Genomic DNA, 26,735 nt, shown 5'->3' with positions numbered 1-26,735 from the left:
TATATAGCCACCAAATGAAATTTTATTAACCTGTTGATACTAAAGGTTAAGTGTCTTTCGAGGGATACTGATTTACTTTCGTGAACATTTAGCCGGAATAATGCTCTGTAAGAAAAATAAATACAGATTATTCATTTCAAATATATGATGCGTTGCTGAATTTGCGCTAAGTCAATTTTAACGGAATAACGCCGTTTCATAACGCGTTCGTTTTTTTGATGAAAAGCATGGATGCCCGTCAGGGGAGAGCCACAGCGACATCCGCCGTAAGGCATCAGGGATTTCTTAGCTAATCTTATGGATAATTCTGCTTATCCTGCTTTCATTTGTCAGACAATTCCTGCCTTTTTTATGTCATTTTTCGCTGAATTTATGTACGCAATTACTGTAATTCTGCGGTGTGATGGGGCTCTCTTATGGATGATTAATTTCCCGCTAAAACTATCACCAGCAATAACGCTTATGACGAGGTAAGCGCTAATGCCTTGTTTTAAGTCCGATTAAATAAGAAGCACGCAAATCTTCCCTACAGAAAAGAATGCTAAAGCTGGAGTTTACCATGCACAAATTTACTAAAGCGCTGGCGGCCATCGGTCTGGCTGCCGTTATGTCACAATCCGCTATCGCTGAGAATTTAAAACTCGGTTTTTTGGTAAAACAGCCGGAAGAACCCTGGTTCCAGACCGAATGGAAATTCGCTGATAAAGCCGGAAAAGATTTAGGTTTTGAAGTGATTAAAATCGCCGTGCCGGACGGTGAAAAAACCCTGAACGCCATCGACAGCCTGGCGGCCAGCGGCGCGAAAGGCTTTGTTATCTGCACCCCGGATCCAAAACTCGGATCGGCAATTGCGGCGAAAGCCCGCGGTTACGACATGAAGGTTATAGCGGTTGACGATCAGTTCGTTAACGCCAAAGGCAAACCGATGGACAGCGTTCCGCTGGTCATGATGGCGGCGACCAAAATTGGGGAACGTCAGGGGCAGGAGCTTTATAAAGAGATGCAGAAACGCGGCTGGGATGTGAAAGAGACCGCCGTCATGGCCATCACCGCAGACGAGCTGGACACGGCGCGTCGTCGTACGACCGGTTCAATGGACGCGCTGAAAGCGGCCGGCTTCCCTGAAAAACAGATCTATAAAGTGCCAACCAAATCCAACGACATCCCGGGCGCCTTTGACGCGGCGAACTCTATGCTGGTCCAGCACCCGGAAGTGAAGCACTGGCTGGTGGTTGGCATGAACGACAACACCGTGCTGGGCGGCGTGCGCGCGACGGAAGGTCAGGGCTTCAAGGCGCCTGACGTTATCGGGATCGGCATCAACGGCGTGGATGCGGTGAGCGAGCTGTCCAAAGCGCAGGCCACCGGCTTCTACGGCTCTCTGCTGCCAAGCCCGGACGTTCACGGCTACAAATCCAGCGAAATGCTCTACAACTGGGTCACCAAAGGGGCTGAACCGCCGAAATTTACCGAAGTGACCGACGTGGTGCTGATTACCCGCGACAACTTCAAAGAGGAACTGGCGAAAAAGGGACTGGGCGGTAAGTAATACGCTGTGATTGTGCCCCTTACTCGCCGTAAGGGGCCAGACGTACACACTACAGGAATCACGGAGTCGTTATGCAACAGTCTAATCCGTATCTCTCTTTTCGCGGCATCGGGAAAACGTTTCCCGGTGTTAACGCGCTGACCGATATCAGCTTCGACTGCTATGCCGGCCAGGTTCATGCCCTGATGGGGGAAAACGGAGCGGGGAAATCCACGCTGCTAAAAATCCTCAGCGGCAACTACGCGCCAACAACCGGCACGCTGGCCATTCGCGGTGAAGAGGTGGCCTTTGCCGATACCACGGCGGCGCTCAACGCCGGTGTCGCCATTATCTATCAGGAACTGCACCTCATCCCTGAGATGACCGTGGCCGAAAACATCTATTTAGGCCAGCTTCCGCACAAAAGCGGCGTGGTGAATCGTTCGCTACTTAATTATGAAGCGGGGCTGCAGCTTAAGCATCTTGGTCTGGACGTCGATCCCCAGACCCCGCTGAAATACCTCTCCATCGGCCAGTGGCAGATGGTTGAAATTGCCAAGGCGCTGGCGCGTAACGCCAGGGTTATTGCCTTTGATGAACCTACCAGTTCGCTTTCCGCGCGTGAAATCGAAAACCTGTTCCGCGTGATCCGCGAGCTGCGGCAGGAAGGCCGCACCATTTTGTACGTGTCGCACCGCATGGAGGAGATATTTGCCCTGAGCGATGCCATCACCGTATTTAAGGATGGGCGCTATGTGCGCACCTTTACCGATATGCAGCAGGTTAACCATGATCAGCTTGTTCAGGCGATGGTCGGGCGCGATCTGGGCGATATCTATCACTGGAAACCGCGCGAGTACGGCCCCGAGCGTCTGCGTCTGGACAACGTCAAAGCGCCGGGCGTGCGAACGCCGGTTTCGTTATCCGTACGCAGCGGTGAGATCGTCGGTCTGTTTGGCCTTGTTGGGGCGGGACGCAGCGAGCTGATGAAAGGGCTGTTCGGCGGTACACGCATTACCGCAGGGCAGGTCTCTATTGACGGCGAGCAGGTGGATATCCAGAAACCCGCCCACGCAATCAGGGCCGGGATGATGCTCTGCCCGGAAGACCGCAAGGCGGAGGGGATCATTCCGGTGCATTCGGTGCGCGACAACATCAACATTTCCGCCCGGCGTAAATTTATCCGCGCGGGTTGCCTGATTAACGACGGCTGGGAGTCGAGCAACGCCGACCATCATATTCGCTCGCTGAATATCAAAACGCCGGGACCGGAACAGCTGATTATGAATCTGTCAGGAGGAAACCAGCAGAAGGCCATTTTAGGCCGCTGGCTGTCGGAGGATATGAAGGTCATTCTGCTGGACGAGCCGACGCGCGGTATCGATGTGGGCGCAAAACACGAGATTTACAACGTGATATATGAACTGGCAAAACGCGGCGTGGCGGTGTTGTTCGCCTCCAGCGATCTGCCTGAGGTGCTTGGCGTTGCTGACCGCATTGTAGTGATGCGCGAAGGCGAAATCGCCGGTGAATTACTTCATGAACAGGCGAATGAACAACAGGCGTTGAACCTCGCCATGCCTAAAGTCAGCCAGGCTGTCGCCTGAGTAAGGAGTTAATGATGTCCTCTGTTACTACATCCGGAGCGCCGAAGTCGGCTTTTAGTTTTGGACGCATCTGGGATCAGTACGGCATGCTGGTGGTCTTTGCCGCACTCTTCATCGCCTGTGCAATCTTCGTCCCTAATTTTGCCACCTTCATTAATATGAAAGGGCTGGGACTGGCGATTTCCATGTCCGGCATGGTGGCCTGCGGCATGCTCTTCTGTCTGGCCTCCGGTGATTTCGACCTGTCGGTGGCCTCGGTTATCGCCTGCGCGGGCGTCACCACGGCGGTGGTGATCAACATGACGGAAAGCCTGTGGATTGGCGTTTTTGCCGGTCTGTTGCTTGGCGTGATCAGCGGTCTGGTGAACGGTTTTGTTATCGCACGCCTGAAGATTAATGCCCTGATTACCACGCTTGCAACGATGCAGATAGTCCGCGGTCTGGCCTATATCATCTCCGACGGTAAAGCGGTAGGGATTGAAGACGAGCGCTTCTTTACGCTGGGCTACGCCAACTGGCTGGGCCTGCCTGCGCCTATCTGGCTCACCGTGGCCTGCCTGATCCTGTTCGGCTTCCTGCTGAACCGCACCACCTTTGGTCGTAATACGCTGGCGATCGGCGGCAATGAAGAAGCGGCCCGTCTGGCAGGGGTGCCGGTTGTACGCACCAAGATTATTATCTTCGTGCTCTCCGGGCTGGTCTCCGCCGCGGCGGGGATTATTCTGGCGTCGCGTATGACCAGCGGCCAGCCAATGACTTCTATCGGTTATGAGCTGATCGTCATCTCGGCGTGCGTTTTAGGGGGCGTTTCCCTCAAGGGAGGCATCGGAAAAATCTCATATGTAGTGGCCGGTATCCTGATTTTGGGCACGGTGGAAAACGCCATGAACCTGTTGAATATTTCGCCGTTCTCTCAGTACGTCGTGCGCGGCCTGATCCTGCTGGCAGCCGTGATTTTCGACCGTTACAAGCAAAAAGCGAAGCGTACCGTGTAACCCCAGCGCTGACTTTTTATTGCTCAACTAATAACCATAGTTGACCCCTGAACCGCCTCGCCAGTTTTGCTGGCGGGGCGGTTGTCAAATGGCGAGGCCCATCACACTGTCTATACTTACATGGCTATGAAAGAGGTAAAGGCGTTTACCTCTCGTAAACCGTAAGGAGGATTAGGGTGGCTGACTTGTTAACCGCACCGCCTGTACTGCCCGGAAAATATGCTTTCTTTTTTGACCTCGACGGGACGCTCGCCGGGATCCAGCCGCATCCTGACGACGTGGTCGTACCGGATACGGTGCTAGAGAATTTGCAGCAGCTCTCTCGACTGAACGAGGGCGCATTGGCATTGATTTCAGGGCGCTCAATGGCCGAGCTGGACGTGCTCGCCAGTCCTTACCACTTTCCGCTGGCCGGTGTACACGGAGCGGAGCGCCGCGATATCCATGATCAACTGCATGTTGTATCACTCCCCGATACCTTAATTCAGGCGTTACATACTGAACTCTCCTCGGCGCTGGCGTCGCTCCCGGGCACGGAACTGGAAGCGAAAGGCATGGCGTTCGCCTTGCACTATCGGCAGGCTCCGCATCACGAAGCGGCGATCTTTGCGATTGCCCGCAGCGTGGCCTATGCACATCCGCAGCTCGCGCTGCAGCCGGGGAAGTGCGTCGTTGAGATAAAACCTGAGGGCATCAATAAGGGGGCCGCTATTGCGGCGTTTATGGCGGAACCGCCATTTAAGGGACGTACACCGGTATTTTTTGGCGATGACCTGACCGATGAGGCCGGTTTTCGCGTGGTGAAACAGGCCGGAGGGATCGCCGTCAAGGTAGGGCCTGGTGACACTGTCGCAGAGTGGCGTCTGGCGAATGTCGAGGCCGTGTGGCAGTGGATTTCTGATATCGCTAACCAGCAACAACAACAAATAGCGCAAAACAAAGGGGGAAACCATTATGGGTCGCTTAGTCGTCGTCTCTAACCGAATTGCACCGCCTGATGATAAAAAAGCCAGTGCAGGTGGCCTGGCGGTAGGGGTATTAGGTGCCTTAAAAGCTGCTGGCGGGCTGTGGTTTGGCTGGAGCGGTGAAATCAATGAACAAGAGAAACCGCTTAAAAAGGTGACGCGCGGGAACATTACGTGGGCATCATTTGCGCTCAAAGAGAAAGACTATGACGAGTATTACTCGCAGTTCTCCAACGCGGTCCTGTGGCCTGCGTTTCACTATCGTCTTGACCTGGTGAAATTCCAGCGTGAATCCTTCGAGGGCTACTCGCGGGTGAACGCGCTGCTGGCGGATAAACTGCTGCCTTTAATAGAGGAAGACGACATTTTATGGATCCACGATTATCATCTGCTCCCCTTCGCCAGAGAGCTGCGTAAAAGGGGAGTCAATAACCGGATTGGCTTCTTCCTGCACATTCCGTTCCCGACGCCGGAAATTTTCACCGCGCTGCCGCCGCATGAAGAACTGCTGGAGGCGCTGTGTGATTATGACCTGCTGGGCTTCCAGACCGAAAATGACCGTCTCGCGTTCCTGGACTCCGTGTCAGGCAAAACGCGCCTGGTAACCAACGGCGGCAAAACCCATACGGCGTGGGGAAAAACCTTCCACACCGAGGTCTATCCGATTGGTATTGAACCCGACGAAATTGCGGAACAGGCCTCGGGCCCGCTGCCGCCGAAGCTGGCCCAGCTTAAGAATGAACTCAAGCACGTGAAGAATATCTTCTCGGTAGAGCGTCTGGATTATTCCAAAGGGTTGCCGGAACGCTTCCTGGCGTATGAAACGCTGCTGGATAAATACCCTCAGCACCACGGTAAAATCCGCTATACCCAGATCGCGCCAACGTCGCGCGGGGAAGTGCAGGCCTATCAGGATATTCGTCATCAGCTGGAGACAGAAGCAGGGCGCATCAACGGGCGCTACGGCCAGCTGGGCTGGACGCCGCTCTTTTATCTGAATCAGCATTTTGACCGTAAGATCCTGATGAAGGTTTTCCGCTACGCCGACGTTGGCCTGGTTACGCCGCTGCGCGACGGGATGAACCTGGTGGCAAAAGAGTACGTGGCGGCTCAGGACCCGGCGGATCCGGGCGTGCTGGTGCTTTCCCAGTTTGCCGGGGCAGCGAACGAACTGACCTCAGCGCTGCTCGTTAACCCTTACGATCGGGATGATGTGGCAAATGCCCTCAACCGCGCGCTGACCATGCCGCTGACGGAGCGAATTTCCCGCCATGCCGAAATGATGGAGACGATCCGGAATAACGATATAAATCACTGGCAGGCGCGTTTCATTCAGGATCTACGCGAAATAGCCCCGCAAAGTCACGAAGGCGATCTGCAAAAAAAGATCGCGACCTTCCCTAAACTCGCCTGATATTCCTCTGGGGGGGTTAAGCCCCCCCAAGCGGCACTAACAGCACGTCAACCTGGCTTGAGGCGATAATAGATTTTGCCGCGCAGGTAGCCCTTGATATAAAGCTGTGGTTATGGTTCCCGCAAATCACTAAATCAATATTCTGCTTGCGGCACATATTAAGAATATGGGCATTCAGTTCCCCCGTCGCAATAACGGTTTCATCAATGGGGTACTCTGCTTTTTCGACAAGCTCTCGCAGAAACTGCTGCGTTTCCTCCTGCAAAACCTCACGAATATCTTCCAGCATCGGGGCCGCCAGTTGATTGTACATCTCGGGCTCGGCCGCGAGGGTGATGAGGCTGATGCGCGCATTATGCGGCCGGGCGATGGATACGGCCCGGGCGACAAGCTGGTGGCTTTCGGGGGAAACGGCAACAGAAACAAGAAGATGGGAGTAACTCATGGCGCACTCCTTAGATGCCTGACAGACAGCGTTTCATCACCATTACCGCGAATTTCCTGGTTTCGCAAGACTTGAATACGACATTAGTGTGAAGCTTATCATAATTATTCATTAATTATTCTTATAAGAAGAATAACTGATAAATGCGCCTAAATGAAAAAAATTAACAACTTAACGTAAGTCACACAAATCCTCGCTTTCGCTATTAAATCATTCTAACAAGTTATAAACGCATTTCGAATGATCACGCAATGAAACAATTTTATTGCCAGAAATGCATAACTCTATGTTTTATCGAAGTAATCAAAATGTATCCCTGACGCATACGCGATGTAAACGATTGCTGATACTGCACGCACGGGTAGAAGCACATTGCGTGCCACTTATTCTCACGCTTATGCATGAGTATTCGTCGATTAAGAATACAAAACAGTGCCGATTGCTTAAAAAATGAGCAAATTAGAAGTCATACTGATGGATTTATGGGTAACATTCACTTAAATTGTGTGACGTAGATCACATTTTTTTTAAATTTGAGGGTGGCTGCATTGTATGTGTCAAATCTGGCGAGTAGAGTTTGCGTCGAATTAGGAAAAATCTTAGTTATTTGTAAGAAATGATAAAACCTGTAAGAGATGTAACCGCGTTGCATCCCTTACGCGTTTGGATGAATACAAACCTAGATTCAACTATGCATTTAGCCTTTTCTTTTTTATACCGGGTGATTTCCCGGCGACATCACGGGGTGCGGTCTTTCCGCATAAAAATAATAGTTGGTTATTCGGGATGGGAACAATGCATACATCCGAGTTGCTAAAACATATCTATGACATCAATTTGTCATATTTACTGCTCGCGCAGCGTTTAATTAGTCAGGACAAAGCGTCCGCGATGTTTCGTCTGGGTATTAACGAAGAAATGGCAACCATGCTGGGTGGATTAACCCTCCCGCAGATGGTAAAACTGGCGGAAACGAATCAACTGGTGTGCCAGTTCCGTTTTGATAATCCGCAGACGATAACGCGTCTGACGCAGGAATCCCGCGTGGACGATCTGCAACAGATCCATACCGGTATCCTGCTCTCCACTCGCTTGCTTAGCGACATCAGTCAGCCTGATGACGCAGCCCGTAAGAAAAGGGCCTAGCAATGAGCGAAAAAAGCATTGTTCAGGAAGCGCGTGACATACAGCTGGCCATGGAGCTGATTACGCTGGGTGCTCGTTTACAAATGCTGGAAAGCGAGACTCAGTTGAGCCGTGGTCGCCTCATCAAACTGTATAAAGAGTTACGCGGTAGTCCCCCGCCGAAAGGCATGCTGCCGTTTTCTACGGACTGGTTTATGACCTGGGAGCAGAACATCCACGCTTCCATGTTCTGTAATGCCTGGCAGTATCTTCTCAAAACCGGTTTGTGTAGCGGCGTAGACGCCGTGATCAAAGCGTACAAACTTTACCTTGAACAATGCCCACAGCAGGAAGAAGGCCCTCTGCTGGCGCTGACCCGCGCATGGACGCTGGTGCGTTTTGTTGAGAGCGGAATGCTTGAACTGTCGCGCTGCAATTGCTGCGACGGCAATTTTATTACCCATGCTCATCAGCCTGCAGGCAGCTTCGCCTGTAGTTTATGTCAGCCGCCGTCCCGCGCAGTAAAAAGACGTAAACTTTCCCGGGATGCTGCCGATATTATTCCACAACTGCTGGATGAACAGATCGAACAAGCTGTTTAACCCGAACGTGTGGGCAAGATTCCAGCAGCGGTAAGTCATTACCGCTGCTTTTTTTTACCCCGCAAACGGTAAACGCTGCGAGCTGGACGTCCTTGCCATAGTCACTAGCGGAAGGATGATGTCGTGCTTATCTTATTAGGTTACCTGGTAGTTCTCGGTACAGTTTTCGGCGGTTACATGATGACCGGCGGGCACCTTGGAGCACTCTATCAACCGGCTGAACTTATTATCATCGGCGGCGCAGGGGTAGGGGCTTTTATCGTTGGCAACAACGGTAAATCGATCAAGGGCACGTTGAAGGCAATTCCATTGCTTTTCCGTCGCTCGAAATACACCAAAAGCATGTATATGGATCTGCTGGCGCTGCTCTATCGCCTGATGGCGAAGTCGCGTCAGCAGGGGATGTTCTCGCTTGAACGGGATATCGAAAACCCGAAAGAGAGCGAAATTTTTGCCAGCTATCCGCGCATTCTGGCGGACGCCATGATGCTGGATTTCATCGTCGATTACCTGCGTCTCATCATCAGCGGCAATATGAATACCTTCGAAATTGAAGCGCTGATGGACGAAGAGATCGAAACCCACGAAAGCGAATCTGAAGTGCCGGCCAACAGCCTGGCGCTGGTGGGCGACTCCCTTCCGGCGTTTGGTATCGTGGCGGCGGTCATGGGGGTGGTACACGCCCTGGCCTCGGCGGACCGTCCGGCGGCTGAACTGGGCGCGCTGATTGCCCATGCGATGGTGGGCACCTTCCTCGGTATTTTGCTGGCTTATGGTTTTATCTCTCCGCTGGCAAGCGTGCTGCGCCAGAAAAGCGCGGAAACCACCAAAATGATGCAGTGCGTGAAGATCACGCTGCTCTCTAACCTCAACGGTTACGCGCCACCGATCGCGGTTGAATTTGGCCGTAAAACGCTTTACTCCAGCGAGCGTCCGTCGTTTATCGAGCTTGAAGAACACGTGCGCGCGGTGAAAAACCCAAACCAACAGACGACAACTGAGGACGCATGAAAAACCAGTCCCATCCGATCGTCATCGTTAAAAAACGCAAGCACAAGGGCGGCGGGCACGGTTCCCACGGCTCCTGGAAAATCGCGTACGCCGACTTTATGACCGCAATGATGGCGTTCTTTCTGGTGATGTGGCTGATCTCCATCTCCAGCCCGAAGGAGCTTATCCAGATTGCCGAATATTTCCGTACCCCGCTGGCGACGGCGGTGACCGGTGGGCCGCGTATCTCTAACAGCGAAAGCCCGATCCCTGGCGGCGGCGATGATTACACCCAGCAGAAGGGTGAGGTGAAAAAAGAGCCGAACATCGACGAGCTGAAACGCAAGATGGAGCAGGCGCGTCTGAAAAAACTGCGTGGCGATCTCGACCAGCTGATTGAAGCGGATCCTAAACTGCGCGCGCTGCGACCGCACCTGAAAATCGATCTGGTCCAGGAAGGGCTGCGTATTCAGATTATCGACAGCCAGAACCGCCCGATGTTTAAAACCGGGAGTGCGGAAGTTGAGCCGTACATGCGCGATATTTTACGCGCCATTGCGCCGGTGCTGAACGGCATTCCTAACCGAATCAGCCTTTCGGGCCACACGGATGACTTCCCGTACGCCAGTGGGGAAAAGGGATACAGCAACTGGGAGCTTTCTGCCGATCGTGCCAACGCCTCGCGTCGCGAGCTGGTGGCAGGTGGGCTTGATGATGGCAAGGTACTGCGCGTGGTCGGCATGGCAGCAACCATGCGGGTCTCCGACCGCGGGCCGGATGACGCCATCAACCGTCGTATCAGTCTTTTAGTGCTGAACCAGCAGGCGGAGCAGGCCATCCTGCACGAAAACGCCGAAAGTCAGAATGAGTCACTGGACGATTTAAAACAGCCTGGGGCCGTCCCTGCGGCTGCCGTTCCAACATCGCCACCAGCCAATCCGAGGTGATAGCGTGAGCATGGATATTAGCGATTTTTACCAGACATTCTTTGATGAAGCCGACGAACTGTTGGCGGATATGGAGCAACATTTGCTCGATCTGGTGCCCGAAGCACCGGACTCCGAGCAGCTCAATGCCATCTTCCGCGCGGCGCATTCTATTAAAGGCGGAGCCGGAACGTTTGGATTTACCATCCTGCAGGAAACGACCCATTTAATGGAAAACCTGCTTGATGAAGCACGACGCGGTGAGATGCAGCTCAATACCGACATTATCAACCTGTTTTTGGAAACCAAAGATATTATGCAGGAACAGCTCGACGCCTATAAAAGTTCGGCAGAGCCTGATGCCGCCAGCTTTGAATACATCTGCAATGCGCTGCGCCAGCTCGCCCTGGAAGCAAAAGGTGAGGTCGCTGCAGCCGTTGTCCCTGCGGCAAAGCTGAGCGTTGTCGATGCGGTTGCTGCTGAAGAGGCCGCGCCAGCCGCCGCGCAAGCGGGCAAGCTGCGCGTTGTGCTGTCACGCCTGAAAGAGAGCGAAGTTAACCTGCTGGAAGAAGAGCTGGGTAACCTGGCGAAATTAAGTAACGTAGTGAAAGGCAAAGACAGCCTCGCAGCGACCCTCGATGACGGTATCAGTCAGGACGATATCGTGGCGGTGCTGTGCTTTGTCATTGAAGCCGACCAGATCGCCTTCGAAACGGAAGCCGCCGCGGTAGCAGCTCCGGTTGCAGAAGAAGAGGTTGCTGTCGTTGCCCAGGCCGCCGCACCGGCTGTGGCCCCAGCGGCCCCGGTGCTGAAGGCGGTGCCAAAAGAGGCCGCGGCGCCTGGCCGTGGTGAAAAACCGGCCGCGCGCTCCAGTGAGTCCACCAGCATCCGTGTTGCCGTTGAGAAGGTTGACCAGCTGATTAACCTGGTTGGCGAACTGGTGATCACCCAGTCCATGCTGGCGCAGCGTTCTAACGAACTGGACCCGGTCACGCACGGCGATCTGATCACCAGCATGGGCCAGCTGCAGCGTAACGCCCGCGACCTGCAGGAATCGGTGATGTCCATCCGCATGATGCCGATGGAATATGTCTTCAGCCGCTTCCCGCGCCTGGTGCGCGACCTTGCCAGCAAGCTGAATAAGCAGATTGAACTGACCCTGATGGGCAGCTCAACGGAGCTGGATAAGAGCCTGATCGAGCGCATCATCGACCCGTTAACGCACCTGGTGCGTAACAGCCTCGACCACGGTATTGAACTGCCGGAAAACCGCATTGCCGCCGGGAAATCTCCGGTCGGGAATCTGATCCTCTCTGCGGAACATCAGGGCGGGAACATCTGCATCGAAGTGACCGACGACGGCGCGGGCCTTAACCGCGAGCGCATCCTGGCGAAAGCCATTTCACAGGGGATGGCGGTGAATGAAAACATGACCGACGAAGAAGTGGGCATGCTGATCTTCGCGCCGGGCTTCTCGACCGCCGAGCAGGTGACGGACGTTTCCGGACGCGGCGTCGGCATGGACGTGGTGAAACGTAACATTCAGGAGATGGGCGGCCACGTTGAGATCCAGTCTAAACAGGGCTCCGGCACCACCATCCGCATCCTGCTCCCGCTGACGCTGGCGATCCTCGACGGCATGTCGGTCAAAGTCGCGGACGAAGTCTTCATTCTGCCGCTGAACGCGGTGATGGAATCCCTCCAGCCGCGTGAAGAAGATCTGCATCCGCTGGCGGGCGGCGAGCGCGTTCTCGAAGTGCGCGGTGAGTACCTGCCGCTGGTCGAGCTGTGGAAAGTGTTCGAAGTGGACGGGGCGAAGACCGAGGCCACGCAGGGTATCGTGGTGATCCTGCAAAGCGCGGGCCGTCGCTACGCGCTGCTGGTCGATCAGCTGATTGGTCAGCACCAGGTGGTGGTGAAGAACCTCGAAAGCAACTACCGCAAGGTGCCGGGTATTTCTGCTGCCACCATTCTGGGGGATGGTAGCGTGGCGCTGATCGTCGACGTGTCGGCGCTTCAGGGATTAAATCGTGAACAACGTGTGGCGTACACAGCCGCCTGATTAAGTAGAAGGTAATAACATGACCGGTATGAGTAATGTAACGAAACTGGCGGGCGAGCCATCAGGGCAGGAGTTCCTGGTATTCACTTTGGGCGATGAGGAGTACGGCATCGATATCCTGAAAGTGCAGGAAATTCGTGGTTACGACCAGGTTACCCGCATCGCTAACACGCCAGCGTTTATTAAAGGCGTCACCAACCTGCGCGGCGTGATTGTGCCAATCGTGGATCTGCGCGTGAAGTTCAGCCAGGGCGACGTTGACTACAACGACAATACCGTCGTGATCGTCCTGAACCTGGGACAGCGCGTGGTGGGTATCGTGGTGGATGGCGTATCTGACGTGCTTTCCCTGACCTCTGACCAGATTCGTCCTGCGCCGGAGTTTGCGGTCACGCTGTCGACCGAATACCTGACCGGCCTGGGGGCGCTCGGCGAGCGTATGCTGATTCTGGTGAACATCGAGAAGCTGCTGAACAGCGAAGAGATGGCGCTGCTGGATATCGCGGCGAATCATGTAGCGTAGGTAAATGCAAAACGGCAACCCAGGTTGCCGTTTTTAGTGTTTGCTCCCTCTCCCTGTGGGAGAGGGCTGGGGTGAGGGCATCAGGCCTCACCCTTTTTCATGCCATTACGCTTCCTGCTTTACCAGTTCAGCTTCAGCTTCCCGCGCACCTTCATTCTGCGAGAGCATCGCCGTCGCAATCCCGTTCCCCAGCACGTTAATCGCGGAACGCCCCATATCCAGGAAGTGGTCGATCCCCATCAGCAGCAGGATCCCCGCCACCGGAATGTTAAAGCTTGGGATCGTCGCGGCCAGCACCACCAGCGAAGAACGCGGCACGCCCGCAATGCCTTTCGACGCCAGCATCAGGGTTAACATCAGCACCGTCACCTCAGAGAAGCTCAGGTGAATGTTGTACGCCTGCGCAATAAACATCGAGGCAAACGAGCAGTACACCATCGACCCCACGAGGTTGAAGGAGTAGCCAATCGGCAGAACGAAAGAGGCGATATTGCGCGAGCAGCCAAAGCGCTCCAGCTGCTCCAGCGTTTTAGGGTAGGCCGCTTCAGAACTGCTGGTGGTGAATGCGACCAGCACCGGATCTTTCAGCATGCTGACCAGGCGAAACACCTCTTTTTTCAGCACCATGTAACCCACGGCCAGCAGCACCATGCAGGTGAGAAGAATGGCAACGTAGTAGCCGCCAATAAAGGAGGCGTAGTTCAACAGGATGCCCAGACCCTGCGTGGCAATGACGGAGGAGATCGCCGCGAAGATGGCCAGTGGCGCAACGTACATCACGTAACCCGTTACCTTCAGCATGATATGGGAAACCACATCCAGTGCGGCCACCAGCGGCGCGTTGAATTTCTGCCCCAGCGACGCGCCGCCGATGCCGAAGAACATCGAGAACACCACAATCTGCAGGATCTCATTGTTCGACATCGCCCCCGCGATGCTGGTGGGAATGGTGTGAGACAGGAACGCCTTCAGCGTCATCCCGCCCACGGCCAGACCGGTATCCACCGCCTCGGTTGGAATAGTCAGGTTCAGGCCGCTTCCCGGACGCTCCAGCGTGACGATAAACAGTCCGACCAGAATAGAAAGCACGGATGAACTGATGAACCATACCATCGCTTTGCCGCCCACCCGGCCTATGGTGGAGGTTTCTCCCAGCTTCATAATGCCCACGGTCAGCGTGCTGAAGACCAGCGGCGCAATAACCATTTTGATCAGACGGAGGAAAATATCGGTCAGAAGGGTAATATTATCCGACCAGGCTTTGATGGCATCCGCAGATGCGTACTCGTGAATTGCCGCCCCTGAAAGAATACCCGCCAGCATGAATATCACGATGAAGAGTGTAAGTTTGTTTGCACTTGCCACGAAAAAAGACCCTCTATGCGCTATCAGATGTCGCCCGCGCCGATACATATAAATTTTTTATTACTGCGCGGGAAAATATTCGGCACATAAATTGACGCAAAGCGTAGGGGGTTACAACAAGTTTTTAAGTTTTATTGATTTTGTTGTTGGTAGTATGACGATATATTGTGATGGTGATCACACTATAAGGGATATATTCTCTTCTGAAAAAATAAAAATGCGGCCAAAATAATTTTAATTCATTGTTATTTATAAGAATATTAAGTCAATAGGACACAAGGATTATGCGTTTTGGGGCGGGTGGTGGAAGCGATATCCGTAAACTAAATTCTCATTAACCCCTCTCAGAGGAACCTTAAGCGGGGCTAACATCTTGAACAGCATAAATAAAATGTGGCAAGGGAACGCGTTTGACTTCCGGAGGGTGAAAAATGAAAAGAAAACGCCTTTTAATCTGCGCTGGCGCGTTACTGGCGGCGACAACGGTACATCCTGCGCTGGCCGTGACCAGCAGCGGCACCATCGGTGCGACGCTGACCCTCACAAACGGGTGTCTGATTAACGGATCGCCCACGCAAAACGGTATTAACTTCGGGACACTCGATTTTGGTACCCATCCCGCCACGTTTTCCACGCTGACCACCCAGCTCACCGGCGCCAGCGGCGGGAATACGTTCACCATTCAGTGCACCACCGCCAGCTATACGGTGGCGATCACCGGCAACACTAACTCCACCGCACCCGGTACCGTGGTCGGCACGCCGGGCACGCCTGCGCGCTATCTGATCAATACCGCCAATGCGGCGCAGGGCGTGGCTTACAGTCTGTACAGCGACAGCGGATTTAACAACGTCATCGCCAACAACGCGGCGCTGCCGGTCGCGTCGACGGCGGGCGGGGTCAACAGCTACACCCTTTACGGGCGCATCACCGGCGGCGGTAACAGCGTCACGGTGGTGCCGGGCACTTATACCGACACGATCAACGTCAGCGTCACCTACTAGCTCCAGCCATGAAGGCCTCCTTTTTAAGTCTGCGCGCTTGCGCAGAGGGGATCGTGCAGCCTTTTTTTGCGCTGGCGCTGGGGCTGACCCTGGTTTCCGGGGCCGGCGCTGTGACGTCGCAGTCGTTTAAGGTGAGCGCGACCGTCGTGCCGGGATGTTCTGTCACGACGGGGACCGGCGGGATCTTCGGGACGCTGGATTTTGGAACCCATACCGGCGTGGAGAGTGCCCCGGTCAGCACCAGCTTTGTGCCCAACGGGGCGCTGTCCATCGCCTGCACGCCGGGCGTGGCGCTGAGCATGAGTATCAACGGCGGGCAAAACTACGCCTCGGTGCGCCGCATGACGCGTTCAGGCGGCACCGACGTGGTGGGCTACCGGCTTTACAGCAGCAGTTCACTGGCGGCGAACAGTGAGATTGGGGTCAACCAGGCCATCCCGGTGACCTACACCAACAGCAACAATATTGCACTACCACTTTTTGGCGTAGCGCTGCTGACGGGATTTAGCCCGGCAGGCACCTATTCCGATCAGCTCACCGTGACCTTGTCATGGTGAAAAAGGGAGAACATTCGATGAAGCCACTATTCAGGCATTGGTACCTGGTGAGTATGTTGGGCGTGACCGCCATGGCGGCAGGACAGGCGCAGGCGGCGGCGACCATTCTGTTATGGCCCATCGATCCGTGGCTGTCGGCCGACAGCAAAGCGACTGAATTGTGGATCCAGAATCAGGGAAACAGTGCCACAACGATGCAGGTGCGCATTGTGCGCTGGAAGCAGGAGGGGGGCTTTGAGCGCTATACCGCCCAGCAGGACGTGGTCGCCAGCCCGCCCATCGTCACCATCGGCAAAGGCAGTAAACAGCTGATCCGCCTGATCAAACAGGGTACGGTTCCGATGGGCGTTGAACAAGCCTATCGCATTATCGTGGATGAAATTCCCCAGCCGGACGCGAAGGCCGACCCCGCCATCGGCCTTAAACTGCAGATGCGCTATTCCATACCGCTGTTCGTTTACGGACAGGGGATCCCGACAATAAAAGAGGGGGCGCATCATGCCCTCGTGGATACCCGTAACCTAAGCTGGCGCGTCACGCAGGTGGCGGGCCAGCCTGCCATTGAAGTGCGCAATCAGGGCGATGTTCACGTCAGGCTCAGCCAGGTGGCGCTGGAGCAGGGGGGACAAAAGCGCATGATTGCGGATGGCCTGCTGGGCTATGTGCTGCCGGGCAGCACCCGCAGCTGGCCGATTCCGGCCGGGATCCGCCAGCCCAGCCAGATCAGCGCGCAGATTAATGCCAGGGATGCACAATGGCAGTCGACGCCCGTCAACTGAAGCCCGCAATGATGATCCTGCTTTGCGTGAGTACCAGTACCTGGGCCGAACCGGGTGATGACAGCTTACCGCCGCCGCCGCAAGCGCAGGCGATAAACGGGGAGGCGGTTTTCCAGCTCGCCCTGGTACTGAACCACTACGACACCGGGCTGGTGGTTCCCGTGACGCAACGCGACGGCGCTTACTATATCTCCAGCGCCGATTTGCTGCGCGCCGGGCTTCCGCCTGAACATGTGCCCAACGGCGACGTCAATCTCAGCACGCTTCCGGCGGTGCGGGTGGAGTATGACAGTCCCGCGCAGCGTCTGCTGCTGACCGTGCCCCGTGAGTGGATAACCTCCCGCGTCACCCCGTTTGGCGGCCAGCCGACGCAGAGTAAGCCTCACTATGGCAGAGGCGCGCTGCTCAATTACGATTTTTATACCAACCATACCGAGCACGTCGGCGGGCAGGCCTCGCTCTGGCATGAATTCCGCTACTTCAATGAAAACGGTTCATTCTCCTCCACCGGCTACGCCCGCGAAAATTTCACCGGCAACGACGGTCAGCAGGAGGGCTATGTCCGCTATGACACCACCCTTCTGGTGACCAACGAGGAGGACGCCACCACCTGGACCGCCGGGGATGTCATCAGCGATGCCCTGAGCTGGAGCAGCAGCGTCCGCATGGGCGGGATCAGCTATGGGCGTGATTTCTCCCTGCGTCCGGACCTGGTGACCTGGCCGCTGCCGGAATTTTCAGGTGAAGCGGCGGTGCCGACCTCGGTCGACCTCTTCATTAACGGCTACCGCTCCGGGTCCACGCAGCTGCAGCCCGGACCGTTCACCCTGACGAACCTGCCCTACATTAACGGCGCCGGGGATGCGGTGCTGGTCACCACCGATGCGCTGGGGCGCCAGGTGAGTACCACGCTGCCGTTTTACGTCACCAGCGATCTGCTGAAAGAAGGGCTTAGCGACGGGGCCGTTACCCTGGGGAGCCTGCGGCGCAACTACGGCATTAAGAATTTTGACTACGGCCCGGCGGCGGGGAGCGGATCGTATCGCTACGGCCTGACGGACTGGCTGACGCTGGAGGGGCACGCCGAAGGCGCGGAGGAACTGGCGCTCGCCGGTGCGGGGACGGTGGTCAAGCTGGGGCGTTTTGGCGTGGTGAATACCTCGTACAGCCAGAGCCGGATGCGCGGAGATGACGGCGGGCAAATCAACTGGGGCTACCAGTACAGCACCAGCGAGTTCAGCCTCGCCACCCAGCATACCCGCCGCGATCGCGGCTTTGGTAACCTGGCCCTGTATGACCAGCCGACGGTGTACGACGAAAATGACCGCCCCATCGCCAGCTTTAGCCGCAATACCGATCAATATTCCCTGACCTTCAACCTGGGGGAATACGGCAACATCGGGGCGGCCTGGATCGGCGTGGAGAGCTTTGACAGCCAGAAAACCGAGCTGCTTAACCTCTCCTGGAGCCGAAATCTGTGGGGCTCCAGCAGCATTTACCTCGCCGCCAGCCGGGACCAGCAGCGGGGCGACTGGACGGTCGCGATGTCATTCCAGGTGCCGCTGGGCGAACGCGACAGCGCGGCGCTCACCGTGGAAAATACCCCGGATGCAGGCAGCACGCAGCGCATCAACTACAACCACTCGATGCCCTCCGACGGCGGCTTCAGCTGGAATATGGCGTGGGCGAACCAGTCGCGATCGAATAACTACCAGCAGGGAACGGTGGGCTGGCGCAATAACAATATCGAGCTGCAGGGGGGCGGGTACGGCGAGAAGGGCATGATGACCTGGTGGAGCGAAGCGATGGGCTCCCTGGTGCTGATGGACGGCGAACTGTTTGCGGCAAACAAAATCAACGATGCGTTTGTGGTCATCAGCACCGATGGCCAGCCGGATGTCCCCGTCAGCTATGAAAACCAGCCGGTTGGTAAAACCAACCGCAACGGGTATCTGCTGGTGAGCGGCGTCTCGGCCTATTACCCGGCAAGCTACAGTATTAATACCCTGAACCTGCCTGCCGACACCCGGCTGAAAGAGACCGAGCGGCGGGTGGCGATCCGCCGCCACAGCGGTTATCTGGTGGATTTCCCGATGGAACAGGAGCGGGTAGCGAGCGTCATCCTGCACGACGCGCAGGGGGAGGCCATTCCGGTGGGAAGCCAGGTTCGACGCGCCTCGCGCAGCAATGCGGTGGTGGGATATGACGGGATTGCCTGGCTGGAAAACCTCAGCGACGTCAATCTGCTCGACGTCACGACGCCGACAGGCAAACGCTGCAGGGCAACGCTGACCATCGGCGCGAACCCGGACCACAGGCTGCAAACCTACGGCCCGCTGGTCTGCCGGGAGGGGCCATGAAGCGCTGGGTGATGTTGCTCCTGCTGCTGCTCTCCGGCGGCAGCTGGGCGGCCTGTACCGTCAGCACGGTCAATGCGTCGTTCGGCAGCGTCACGTCGTTTGCGCTGAGCGGCTCCGGGGAGGTGGAGACCACCGGCACGCTGGTGGTGGCGTGTGATGCGATACTCAACCTGCTGACGAACGACTCGGTGACGCTGAACTACACCGCAGCAACGATATCGGCCAACAGTCGTGCGACCCTGAAACGCACCGATAATGCCGCCATCACGGACGTGATCCCCACCCGGCTGTGTGGACTTTCGGGTTGCGCGAGCAGCAGTGAGGTACAGATAAGTAAATCGTATACCTGGAGCGGAAATACCTTGCTGGGATTGCTCGGGTCAAAGCAGTACAACATTCCGCTCTATTTCCGCACCGTCGCCGGACAAAACGTCTCTGCCGGGCCGTATCAGGTGCAGTTAACCTTCAGCGTTAACTACAGCGTCTGTTCCGTGGGGGCGCTCGGTATTTGCACCATCAATCAAACGGGAACCGCGACGACCAGTATTCTGCTTAACCTGACCGTCACCAACGACTGCAGCGCCATGACCACGCCGGACGTCAACTTTAGCAGTGCGCCGCTGGTGCAAAATTTCCCCACGGTCTCGCAGGCGATTGCCGTCACCTGTACCAAAGGCAGTACCTATACCATCGGGATTAACAATGGTGCCAACGCGCTGAATAACGTGCGCCGGATGGTGAGCGGCAGTAACTACCTGAGTTATGACATCTATAAAGAAGCCACGACTAACCGCTGGGGCAGCAGCGGCAGCGAACGCTGGACCAGCGCGACCTCCTCGCTGGTCAGCGCCGACGGCCTGCTGCGTACCTATAACTACACCGCCAAAGTCCTGACGAATCAGGCCACGCCACCCGCCGGTACCTACACCGATACGCTGATTGTTGACGTCGCGTTTTAACCCCGCGCTTTTCCCTTTCGCAAATGTAAAGTTCCTGTGGCCTGTGCCGATAACACCGTTAATAAATCTATGAGAAGGTGTTGTATGTTGAACCGTATCCGCGTTGTCACAATGCTAATGATGGTGCTGGTCATTTTCGCACTACTTCAGCTTATCTCCGGCGGGCTTTTTTTCTCGTCGTTAAAACAGAACCAGGACAGTTTCGCCGCCTCAAACGATCTCCGCCTGCAGCAGAGTGAGCTCACCTCAACGTGGGATCTGATGCTGCAAACGCGTATCAACCTGAGCCGCTCGTCCGCGCGCATGATGATGGATCCGAACAATCAGCAGAGCAGCGCGAAAACCGATCTGCTAAAAAATGCCCGGGCCACGCTGGCCGACGCGGCTAAACACTACGCCGCCTTCAGGCAAATCGCACCGCAGCCTGCTATGGCGCAGGTGAGCCAGAACATTGATGAAAAATACAGCGCCTACTATGCCGGGCTGACGGAGCTGATCCAGTTCCTGGAGAGCGGCAACATGGATGCCTACTTCGCACAGCCGACGCAGGGGATGCAAAACGCACTCGGCGCGGCGCTGGGGGAATACGCGAAGGCCAGCGGCGATCTGTATCACTCGGCCTTTACTGAAAGCCAGAATGACTACCGCTTTGCGAAATGGCAGATGGCGGTATTGGCCCTGGCGCTGGTCATTGTGCTGTTCGCTGTGTGGTACGGCATTCGCCACATCTTGCTGAACCCTCTCGGCCGCGTGATTGCCCATATTCGCGAGATTGCCTCTGGCGATCTGACCAAAACGCTGACCGTTTCCGGACGTAACGAGATCACCGAGCTGGCCAACAGCGTCGACCACATGCAGCGTTCATTGATCGAGACCGTCGCCAACGTGCGTAACGGATCCGAGGCGATCTATACCGGCACCAGCGAAATCGCGATGGGGAATAACGATCTCTCATCCCGTACCGAGCAGCAGGCGTCGGCGCTGGAAGAGACGGCCGCCAGCATGGAGCAGCTCACCGCAACCGTGAAGCAGAACGCCGATAACGCCCGCCAGGCGTCTCAGCTGGCGGAAAGCGCCTCCGAAACCGCGCAGCGCGGCGGTCGCGTGGTGGATGGCGTGGTGAAAACCATGCACGAAATTGCCGACAGCTCGAAGAAAATCGCCGACATCATCAGCGTCATCGACGGCATTGCCTTCCAGACCAACATCCTCGCGCTCAACGCCGCCGTGGAAGCAGCGCGCGCGGGTGAGCAGGGGCGCGGGTTTGCGGTGGTGGCCGGGGAAGTGCGCAACCTTGCCAGCCGCAGCGCCAACGCGGCAAAAGAGATTAAATCCCTGATTGAAGACTCCGTCTCCCGCGTGGATACCGGCTCCGTGCTGGTGGAGAGTGCCGGGGAGACCATGAATGACATCGTGAATGCCGTTACCCGCGTGACGGACATCATGGGTGAAATCGCCTCTGCGTCCGATGAGCAGAGTCGTGGTATCGACCAGGTTGCCCTGGCGGTATCGGAAATGGACCGCGTGACACAGCAAAACGCCGCCCTGGTGCAGGAGTCCGCTGCGGCGGCCGCTGCACTGGAAGACCAGGCGAGCCGTCTGAAGATGGCCGTCTCGGCGTTTCGTCTCGCTTCACTCGCTGGAAATACGGTCACTGCGCAAGCTACGTACCGCGCGCCAGCCGCCGACACGGCGATCACCCGCACGCGTGCTGCAACGACCGGACAAGATGAAAACTGGGAAACATTTTGACTGACAATTAAACCGCGGCTGCTTGCCGCTTGATGGGAGCGTGGATGTTAAATCGTATTCGTATCTCGACCACACTGTTTTTGATTCTGATCCTTTGCGGTGTGTTGCAGGTTGGCAGTAACGGGTTGTCTTTTTGGGCGTTTCGCGATGGCTATCAGAATTTGCAGGACGTTGAGGCGAGTAATCAGCAGCGCTCCGCACTGGCACAAACGCGTGCCGTGCTGTTGCAGGCAAGCACTGCGCTGAACAAGGCAGGAACCTTAACCGCGCTCAGCTATCCGCCGGATGACATTAAGGCGCTGATGGCAACGGCGCGCGACAGCCTGAAGCAGGCAGACGCACAGTTTAAGGCCTTCACGGCGCAGGCGGCCGACGGCGAGAAAGAGAAAGCGCTGAAGGCGGCCATGAAAAAGAACTTTGAGCAGTGGTACAGCGATCTGGACCACCAGGCGACCTGGCTTGAGAACAACCAGCTTTCGGACTTCATGACCGCTCCGGTCCAGGCGTCTCAGGCGGCGTTTGACGGCAGCTTTGACGCATGGCAGCAGGATATCAATCAGTCTGTTCTGCGCGCCGGTGAAGCAAGCCGCACCAGCTATCACATGTCTGGCGTTATCTTTGCCGTCGTTGTGATTCTGGCGGGGCTGCTGACCGGCGGGGCGCTGCTCTGGGCGCGCAGAATGATTGTGCAGCCGCTGGCGATTATCAGCAGCCACTTCGACAGTATTGCGAAGGGGGATCTGGCGCGTCCGGTGGCGGTGTTTGGCAAAAACGAAATTTCGGCGATCTTTGCCAGCCTGAAGGCCATGCAGGGGTCGCTGCGGGATACGGTATCCGACGTGCGTCAGGGCAGTTACGCCATGCATACGGGGATCTCAGAGATTGCGGCGGGGAATAACGATCTCTCGTCCCGCACCGAGCAGCAGGCGGCGTCGCTGGCGCAGACGGCGGCCAGTATGGAACAGCTGACCGCGACGGTAAGCCAGAACGCCGATAACGCGCGCCAGGCGTCTGACCTGTCAAAACAGGCGGCGTTGACGGCGAAGAGAGGGGGCGATCAGGCCTCTCACGTGGCCAGAACCATGCAGGAGATTGCCGCCAGCTCGCAGAAGATCGGCGACATCATCAGCGTGATTGACGGTATTGCGTTTCAGACCAACATCCTGGCGCTGAACGCCGCCGTGGAAGCGGCGCGCGCCGGCGAGCAGGGACGTGGGTTTGCGGTGGTGGCAGGTGAAGTGCGAAACCTGGCGAGCCGCAGCGCCAACGCGGCGAAAGAGATTAAGTCCCTCATTGAAGAGTCGGTCTCTCGCGTCCAGCAGGGGTCTGCCCTGGTGGATACGGCGGCGCATACCATGCACGAGATCGTCACCTCCGTGACGCGGGTTAACGACATCATGGGCGAGATTGCCTCGGCGTCGGACGAACAGCGTCGCGGGATAGAGCAGGTGGCTCAGGCCGTCAGCCAGATGGATCAGGTGACGCAACAGAATGCCTCGTTAGTTGAGGAAGCGGCAGCGGCAACCGATCAGCTGGCCAGCCAGGCGGATCGTCTCACCGGGCTGGTCGCGGTATTTAATGTGAAAGAGCACGTTGAAGCAGTAACAGAAGTCGGGCGGTCGCAGGCCGTGCCAGTTGTATCCTGAATGTAATTAAGAAGGCGCTATGACATCACCAATGCCCCCTGGGCAAACGTCATTATTGTTGCAGATGACACAGCGCCTCGCGCTGTCCGACGCGCATTTTCGTCGGATATGTCAGTTAATCTACCAGCGTGCGGGGATCGTGCTTGCGGATCATAAGCGGGACATGGTCTACAACCGACTGGTGCGGCGCTTGCGTACGCTGGGGCTGGATGATTTTGGCCGCTATCTGAGCATGCTCGAAGCGAACCAGAACAGCGCGGAGTGGCAGGCTTTTATTAACTCACTCACGACCAACCTGACGGCCTTTTTCCGTGAAGCCCACCACTTTCCGGTTCTGGCCGAGCACGCGCGCCGTCGCACCGGGGAGTATCGCGTATGGAGTGCGGCCGCCTCAACGGGCGAAGAGCCGTACTCGCTGGCGATCACCCTTGCCGATACGCTGGGGATGGCGCCGGGACGCTGGAAAGTCTACGCCAGCGATATCGATACAGAAGTGCTGGAGAAGGCGCGTAACGGCGTGTATCGCCAGGACGAGCTGAAAACGCTGTCGCCGCAGCAGCTGCAGCGTTACTTCATGCGCGGCACGGGCCCGCATGAAGGCCTGGTTCGCGTACGCCAGGAGCTGGCGAACTGCGTCGAATTCGCGCCCGTTAACCTGCTCGATAAGCAGTACAACGTGCCGGGGCCTTTCGACGCCATTTTTTGCCGTAACGTCATGATCTATTTTGATAAAACGACGCAACAGGACATTCTGCGTCGGTTTGTTCCGTTGCTCAAGCCTGACGGTTTACTGTTTGCCGGGCATTCGGAAAACTTCAGCAACCTCGCGCGTGAGTTTAGCCTGCGTGGGCAAACGGTATATGCGCTGAGTAAGGAAAAAGCATGAGTAAAATCAGGGTATTGTCTGTCGATGATTCAGCGCTGATGCGTCAGATCATGACTGAAATCATCAATAGCCACAGCGACATGGAGATGGTGGCCACTGCGCCGGATCCGCTGGTAGCGCGGGATTTAATTAAAAAATATAACCCCGACGTGCTAACGCTGGATGTCGAGATGCCGCGCATGGATGGCATAGATTTCCTTGAGAAATTGATGCGCCTGCGTCCCATGCCGGTGGTGATGGTCTCCTCCCTGACCGGGAAAGGATCGGAAATCACTCTGCGCGCGCTGGAGCTGGGGGCGGTGGATTTTGTCACCAAACCGCAGCTCGGCATTCGCGAGGGGATGCTGGCGTACAGCGAGATGATCGCCGAGAAAATTCGCACCGCCTCGCGCGCGAAGCTCGCGGCCCACAAGCCGATGGCCGCGCCGGCAACCCTGAAGGCCGGACCGTTACTCAGCTCGGAAAAACTGCTGGTTATTGGGGCGTCAACCGGAGGAACAGAGGCAATTCGCCATGTACTCCAGCCATTGCCGCTTTCAAGTCCGGGTATTCTGATCACGCAGCATATGCCGCCTGGCTTTACCCGCTCCTTCGCCGAACGTCTGAACAAGCTGTGCCAGATCAGCGTGAAAGAGGCGGAAGACGGCGAGCGCGTGCTGCCGGGACATGCGTATATCGCGCCGGGGGACAAGCATATGGAGCTGGCGCGCAGCGGCGCTAACTATCAAATCAAAATTCATGACGGACCGCCGGTTAACCGGCACCGTCCGTCGGTGGATGTGCTGTTTCATTCGGTGGCGAAACATGCGGGGCGCAACGCCGTTGGGGTGATCCTGACGGGGATGGGCAACGACGGTGCCGCCGGAATGCTTGCAATGCACCAGGCTGGCGCCTGGACGATTGCGCAGAATGAAGCAAGTTGTGTGGTGTTCGGCATGCCGCGCGAGGCCATCAATATGGGTGGCGTGAGCGAAGTGGTCGATCTTAGCCAGGTAAGCCAGCAGATGCTGGCGAAAATCAGTGCCGGACAGGCAATACGTATTTGACTCAGGAGTATTATTTTATGGCGGATAAAGAGCTTAAGTTTTTGGTTGTGGATGACTTTTCCACCATGCGTCGCATTGTGCGCAACCTGCTGAAAGAGCTGGGCTTCAACAACGTTGAAGAAGCAGAAGACGGCGTGGATGCGCTGAACAAACTGCAGGCTGGCGGGTTTGGTTTTGTCATCTCCGACTGGAACATGCCGAACATGGACGGTCTGGAGCTACTGAAAACCATTCGTGCGGACGCGGGCATGGCGTCTATGCCGGTGCTGATGGTCACTGCAGAAGCGAAAAAAGAGAACATCATTGCCGCTGCACAGGCGGGCGCAAGCGGCTACGTGGTGAAGCCATTCACCGCAGCGACCCTGGAAGAGAAGCTCGGTAAGATCTTCGAGAAACTCGGCATGTGAGGTGTTGGTGATGATGCAACCTGCAATGAAACCCGTTGAAGAACACTCGCCGAGCGACATCATCGTCCGCATCGGCAGCCTGACGCGCATGCTGCGTGACAGCCTGCGTGAACTGGGGCTGGATCAGGCCATTGCCGAAGCGGCGGAAGCGATCCCGGACGCTCGCGACCGTCTGGACTACGTTGTGCAGATGACCGCTCAGGCAGCTGAACGCGCGCTGAACAGCGTTGAAGCCTCACAGCCGCACCAGGATGCGATGGAAAAGGGCGCGAAAGCCCTGACCCAACGCTGGGATGAGTGGTTTGAGAACCCCATCGAGCTGGCGGATGCTCGCGAGCTGGTTACCGACACCCGTCAGTTCCTGGGGGATGTGCCGGGCCACACCAGCTTCACCAACGCCCAGCTGCTGGACATCATGATGGCGCAGGATTTCCAGGATCTGACCGGTCAGGTGATCAAGCGCATGATGGATGTGATTCAGGAGATTGAGCGCCAGCTGCTGATGGTGCTGCTGGAGAACATCCCGGAACCGGCTGCCCGTCCAAAACGCGAGAACGAAAGCCTGCTCAATGGCCCGCAGCTCGACGCCAGCAAGGCGGGCGTCGTGGCAAGCCAGGACCAGGTGGACGACCTGCTGGACAGCCTCGGCTTCTGATTGTCCATTCCGCCTCAGGGGGGTTACGCCGCCTGAGGCGGTTTACGACAAAATCACCGAAAAGAGCCCGAATAAACGGGCTTTTCCCGCCATTGGATTTCCGCTGCGCTGGCATGATACCCGTGACGTAATGGGCT

Annotated in this window: 24 protein-coding genes; 22 read left to right on the top strand and 2 right to left on the bottom strand. The window is 56.5% G+C overall.

The window, feature by feature from the left end:
* Positions 1-559 precede the first annotated feature (559 nt).
* The 5 genes from araF (at position 560) to otsA (ending at position 6,509) form a co-directional block, all read left to right on the top strand.
* Entirely contained in the window at positions 560-1,549 is a 990-nt protein-coding gene (araF, locus tag IM265_RS19990) for an arabinose ABC transporter substrate-binding protein AraF (protein ID WP_008500409.1), read from the top strand.
* Between the two features lie 71 nt (positions 1,550-1,620).
* Positions 1,621-3,135 carry an L-arabinose ABC transporter ATP-binding protein AraG gene (gene araG / locus IM265_RS19985; protein ID WP_028013659.1) on the top strand — a complete coding sequence of 505 codons (1,515 nt, stop codon included), beginning with the start codon at positions 1,621-1,623 and terminating at the stop codon, positions 3,133-3,135.
* A 14-nt stretch (positions 3,136-3,149) separates the two neighbouring features.
* Entirely contained in the window at positions 3,150-4,130 is a 981-nt protein-coding gene (gene araH, locus IM265_RS19980; RefSeq protein ID WP_032644894.1) for an arabinose ABC transporter permease AraH, read from the top strand.
* A 176-nt stretch (positions 4,131-4,306) separates the two neighbouring features.
* A complete protein-coding gene (gene otsB, locus IM265_RS19975) occupies positions 4,307-5,110 on the top strand; it encodes a trehalose-phosphatase (protein ID WP_193032054.1) in 804 nt (267 codons plus the stop codon).
* Positions 5,085-6,509: an alpha,alpha-trehalose-phosphate synthase gene (gene otsA / locus IM265_RS19970; RefSeq protein ID WP_028013656.1), complete on the top strand. Its 1,425-nt coding sequence runs from the start codon at positions 5,085-5,087 to the stop codon at positions 6,507-6,509. The genes otsB and otsA overlap by 26 nt, the downstream gene beginning before the upstream one ends.
* Positions 6,510-6,525: 16 nt before the next feature.
* On the opposite strand, the gene uspC is transcribed toward otsA, so the two are convergent.
* On the bottom strand, positions 6,526-6,954 hold the full coding sequence (gene uspC, locus IM265_RS19965; protein WP_063437716.1) for a universal stress protein UspC: 429 nt from the start codon (positions 6,952-6,954) through the stop codon (positions 6,526-6,528).
* Positions 6,955-7,749: 795 nt separating this feature from the next.
* Between uspC and flhD the strand changes: the two genes are divergently transcribed.
* From flhD to cheW, 6 genes are all read left to right on the top strand, one after another.
* The gene (flhD, locus tag IM265_RS19960) at positions 7,750-8,100 is read left to right on the top strand and encodes a flagellar transcriptional regulator FlhD (protein WP_028013654.1); all 351 of its coding nucleotides are present in this window, start codon (positions 7,750-7,752) and stop codon (positions 8,098-8,100) included.
* Positions 8,101-8,102: 2 nt separating this feature from the next.
* Positions 8,103-8,681, top strand: a complete 579-nt coding sequence (gene flhC / locus IM265_RS19955; RefSeq protein ID WP_013096051.1) for a flagellar transcriptional regulator FlhC — start codon at positions 8,103-8,105, stop codon at positions 8,679-8,681.
* A gap of 123 nt (positions 8,682-8,804) precedes the next feature.
* Positions 8,805-9,692, top strand: a complete 888-nt coding sequence (gene motA / locus IM265_RS19950; protein ID WP_008500417.1) for a flagellar motor stator protein MotA — start codon at positions 8,805-8,807, stop codon at positions 9,690-9,692.
* Positions 9,689-10,618 carry a flagellar motor protein MotB gene (gene motB, locus IM265_RS19945; RefSeq protein WP_028013653.1) on the top strand — a complete coding sequence of 310 codons (930 nt, stop codon included), beginning with the start codon at positions 9,689-9,691 and terminating at the stop codon, positions 10,616-10,618. Before motA ends, motB begins: the two co-directional genes overlap by 4 nt.
* Positions 10,619-10,622: 4 nt before the next feature.
* Complete coding sequence (gene cheA, locus IM265_RS19940; RefSeq protein ID WP_193032056.1) at positions 10,623-12,659, top strand: chemotaxis protein CheA; 2,037 nt, start codon at positions 10,623-10,625, stop codon at positions 12,657-12,659.
* 19 nt (positions 12,660-12,678) lie between these two features.
* The gene (gene cheW / locus IM265_RS19935) at positions 12,679-13,182 is read left to right on the top strand and encodes a chemotaxis protein CheW (RefSeq protein WP_014884351.1); all 504 of its coding nucleotides are present in this window, start codon (positions 12,679-12,681) and stop codon (positions 13,180-13,182) included.
* A 105-nt stretch (positions 13,183-13,287) separates the two neighbouring features.
* Here cheW and IM265_RS19930 read toward each other — a convergent pair whose 3' ends face one another.
* The gene (locus IM265_RS19930) at positions 13,288-14,547 is read right to left on the bottom strand and encodes a dicarboxylate/amino acid:cation symporter (protein ID WP_028013651.1); all 1,260 of its coding nucleotides are present in this window, start codon (positions 14,545-14,547) and stop codon (positions 13,288-13,290) included.
* A gap of 431 nt (positions 14,548-14,978) precedes the next feature.
* Here IM265_RS19930 and IM265_RS19925 point away from each other — a divergent pair, with 431 nt between their 5' ends.
* The 11 genes from IM265_RS19925 to cheZ all read left to right on the top strand — a co-directional run bounded on the left by IM265_RS19925 (position 14,979) and on the right by cheZ (position 26,598).
* Entirely contained in the window at positions 14,979-15,551 is a 573-nt protein-coding gene (locus IM265_RS19925) for a spore coat protein U domain-containing protein (protein ID WP_028013650.1), read from the top strand.
* Between the two features lie 8 nt (positions 15,552-15,559).
* Positions 15,560-16,108, top strand: coding sequence for a spore coat U domain-containing protein (locus IM265_RS19920; RefSeq protein WP_028013649.1), 549 nt, complete (start codon positions 15,560-15,562; stop codon positions 16,106-16,108).
* Between the two features lie 17 nt (positions 16,109-16,125).
* Positions 16,126-16,887 carry a molecular chaperone gene (locus IM265_RS19915; RefSeq protein WP_045260435.1) on the top strand — a complete coding sequence of 254 codons (762 nt, stop codon included), beginning with the start codon at positions 16,126-16,128 and terminating at the stop codon, positions 16,885-16,887.
* Positions 16,863-19,247 (top strand): fimbria/pilus outer membrane usher protein, encoded by a 2,385-nt coding sequence (locus IM265_RS19910; protein ID WP_045260326.1) that lies wholly within the window; start codon positions 16,863-16,865, stop codon positions 19,245-19,247. Before IM265_RS19915 ends, IM265_RS19910 begins: the two co-directional genes overlap by 25 nt.
* Positions 19,244-20,206 carry a spore coat U domain-containing protein gene (locus tag IM265_RS19905; RefSeq protein ID WP_045260325.1) on the top strand — a complete coding sequence of 321 codons (963 nt, stop codon included), beginning with the start codon at positions 19,244-19,246 and terminating at the stop codon, positions 20,204-20,206. Before IM265_RS19910 ends, IM265_RS19905 begins: the two co-directional genes overlap by 4 nt.
* A gap of 84 nt (positions 20,207-20,290) precedes the next feature.
* The gene (tar, locus tag IM265_RS19900; protein WP_193032057.1) at positions 20,291-21,958 is read left to right on the top strand and encodes a methyl-accepting chemotaxis protein II; all 1,668 of its coding nucleotides are present in this window, start codon (positions 20,291-20,293) and stop codon (positions 21,956-21,958) included.
* Positions 21,959-22,002: 44 nt separating this feature from the next.
* Positions 22,003-23,604 (top strand): methyl-accepting chemotaxis protein IV, encoded by a 1,602-nt coding sequence (tap, locus tag IM265_RS19895; RefSeq protein WP_193032059.1) that lies wholly within the window; start codon positions 22,003-22,005, stop codon positions 23,602-23,604.
* A 19-nt stretch (positions 23,605-23,623) separates the two neighbouring features.
* Complete coding sequence (gene cheR / locus IM265_RS19890; protein ID WP_014884342.1) at positions 23,624-24,490, top strand: protein-glutamate O-methyltransferase CheR; 867 nt, start codon at positions 23,624-23,626, stop codon at positions 24,488-24,490.
* The gene (locus IM265_RS19885; RefSeq protein ID WP_014884341.1) at positions 24,487-25,536 is read left to right on the top strand and encodes a chemotaxis response regulator protein-glutamate methylesterase; all 1,050 of its coding nucleotides are present in this window, start codon (positions 24,487-24,489) and stop codon (positions 25,534-25,536) included. The genes cheR and IM265_RS19885 overlap by 4 nt, the downstream gene beginning before the upstream one ends.
* A 17-nt stretch (positions 25,537-25,553) precedes the next feature.
* Positions 25,554-25,943 carry a chemotaxis response regulator CheY gene (cheY, locus tag IM265_RS19880; RefSeq protein ID WP_008500431.1) on the top strand — a complete coding sequence of 130 codons (390 nt, stop codon included), beginning with the start codon at positions 25,554-25,556 and terminating at the stop codon, positions 25,941-25,943.
* A gap of 10 nt (positions 25,944-25,953) precedes the next feature.
* Entirely contained in the window at positions 25,954-26,598 is a 645-nt protein-coding gene (cheZ, locus tag IM265_RS19875) for a protein phosphatase CheZ (protein WP_028013643.1), read from the top strand.
* Positions 26,599-26,735 lie beyond the last annotated feature (137 nt).

This window comes from Enterobacter cloacae complex sp. P17RS (genome assembly GCF_014895885.1).
GTDB lineage: Bacteria > Pseudomonadota > Gammaproteobacteria > Enterobacterales > Enterobacteriaceae > Enterobacter > Enterobacter bugandensis.
Note: the sequence above shows the minus strand (reverse complement) of the source record. Positions and strands in the feature narration are given on the sequence as shown.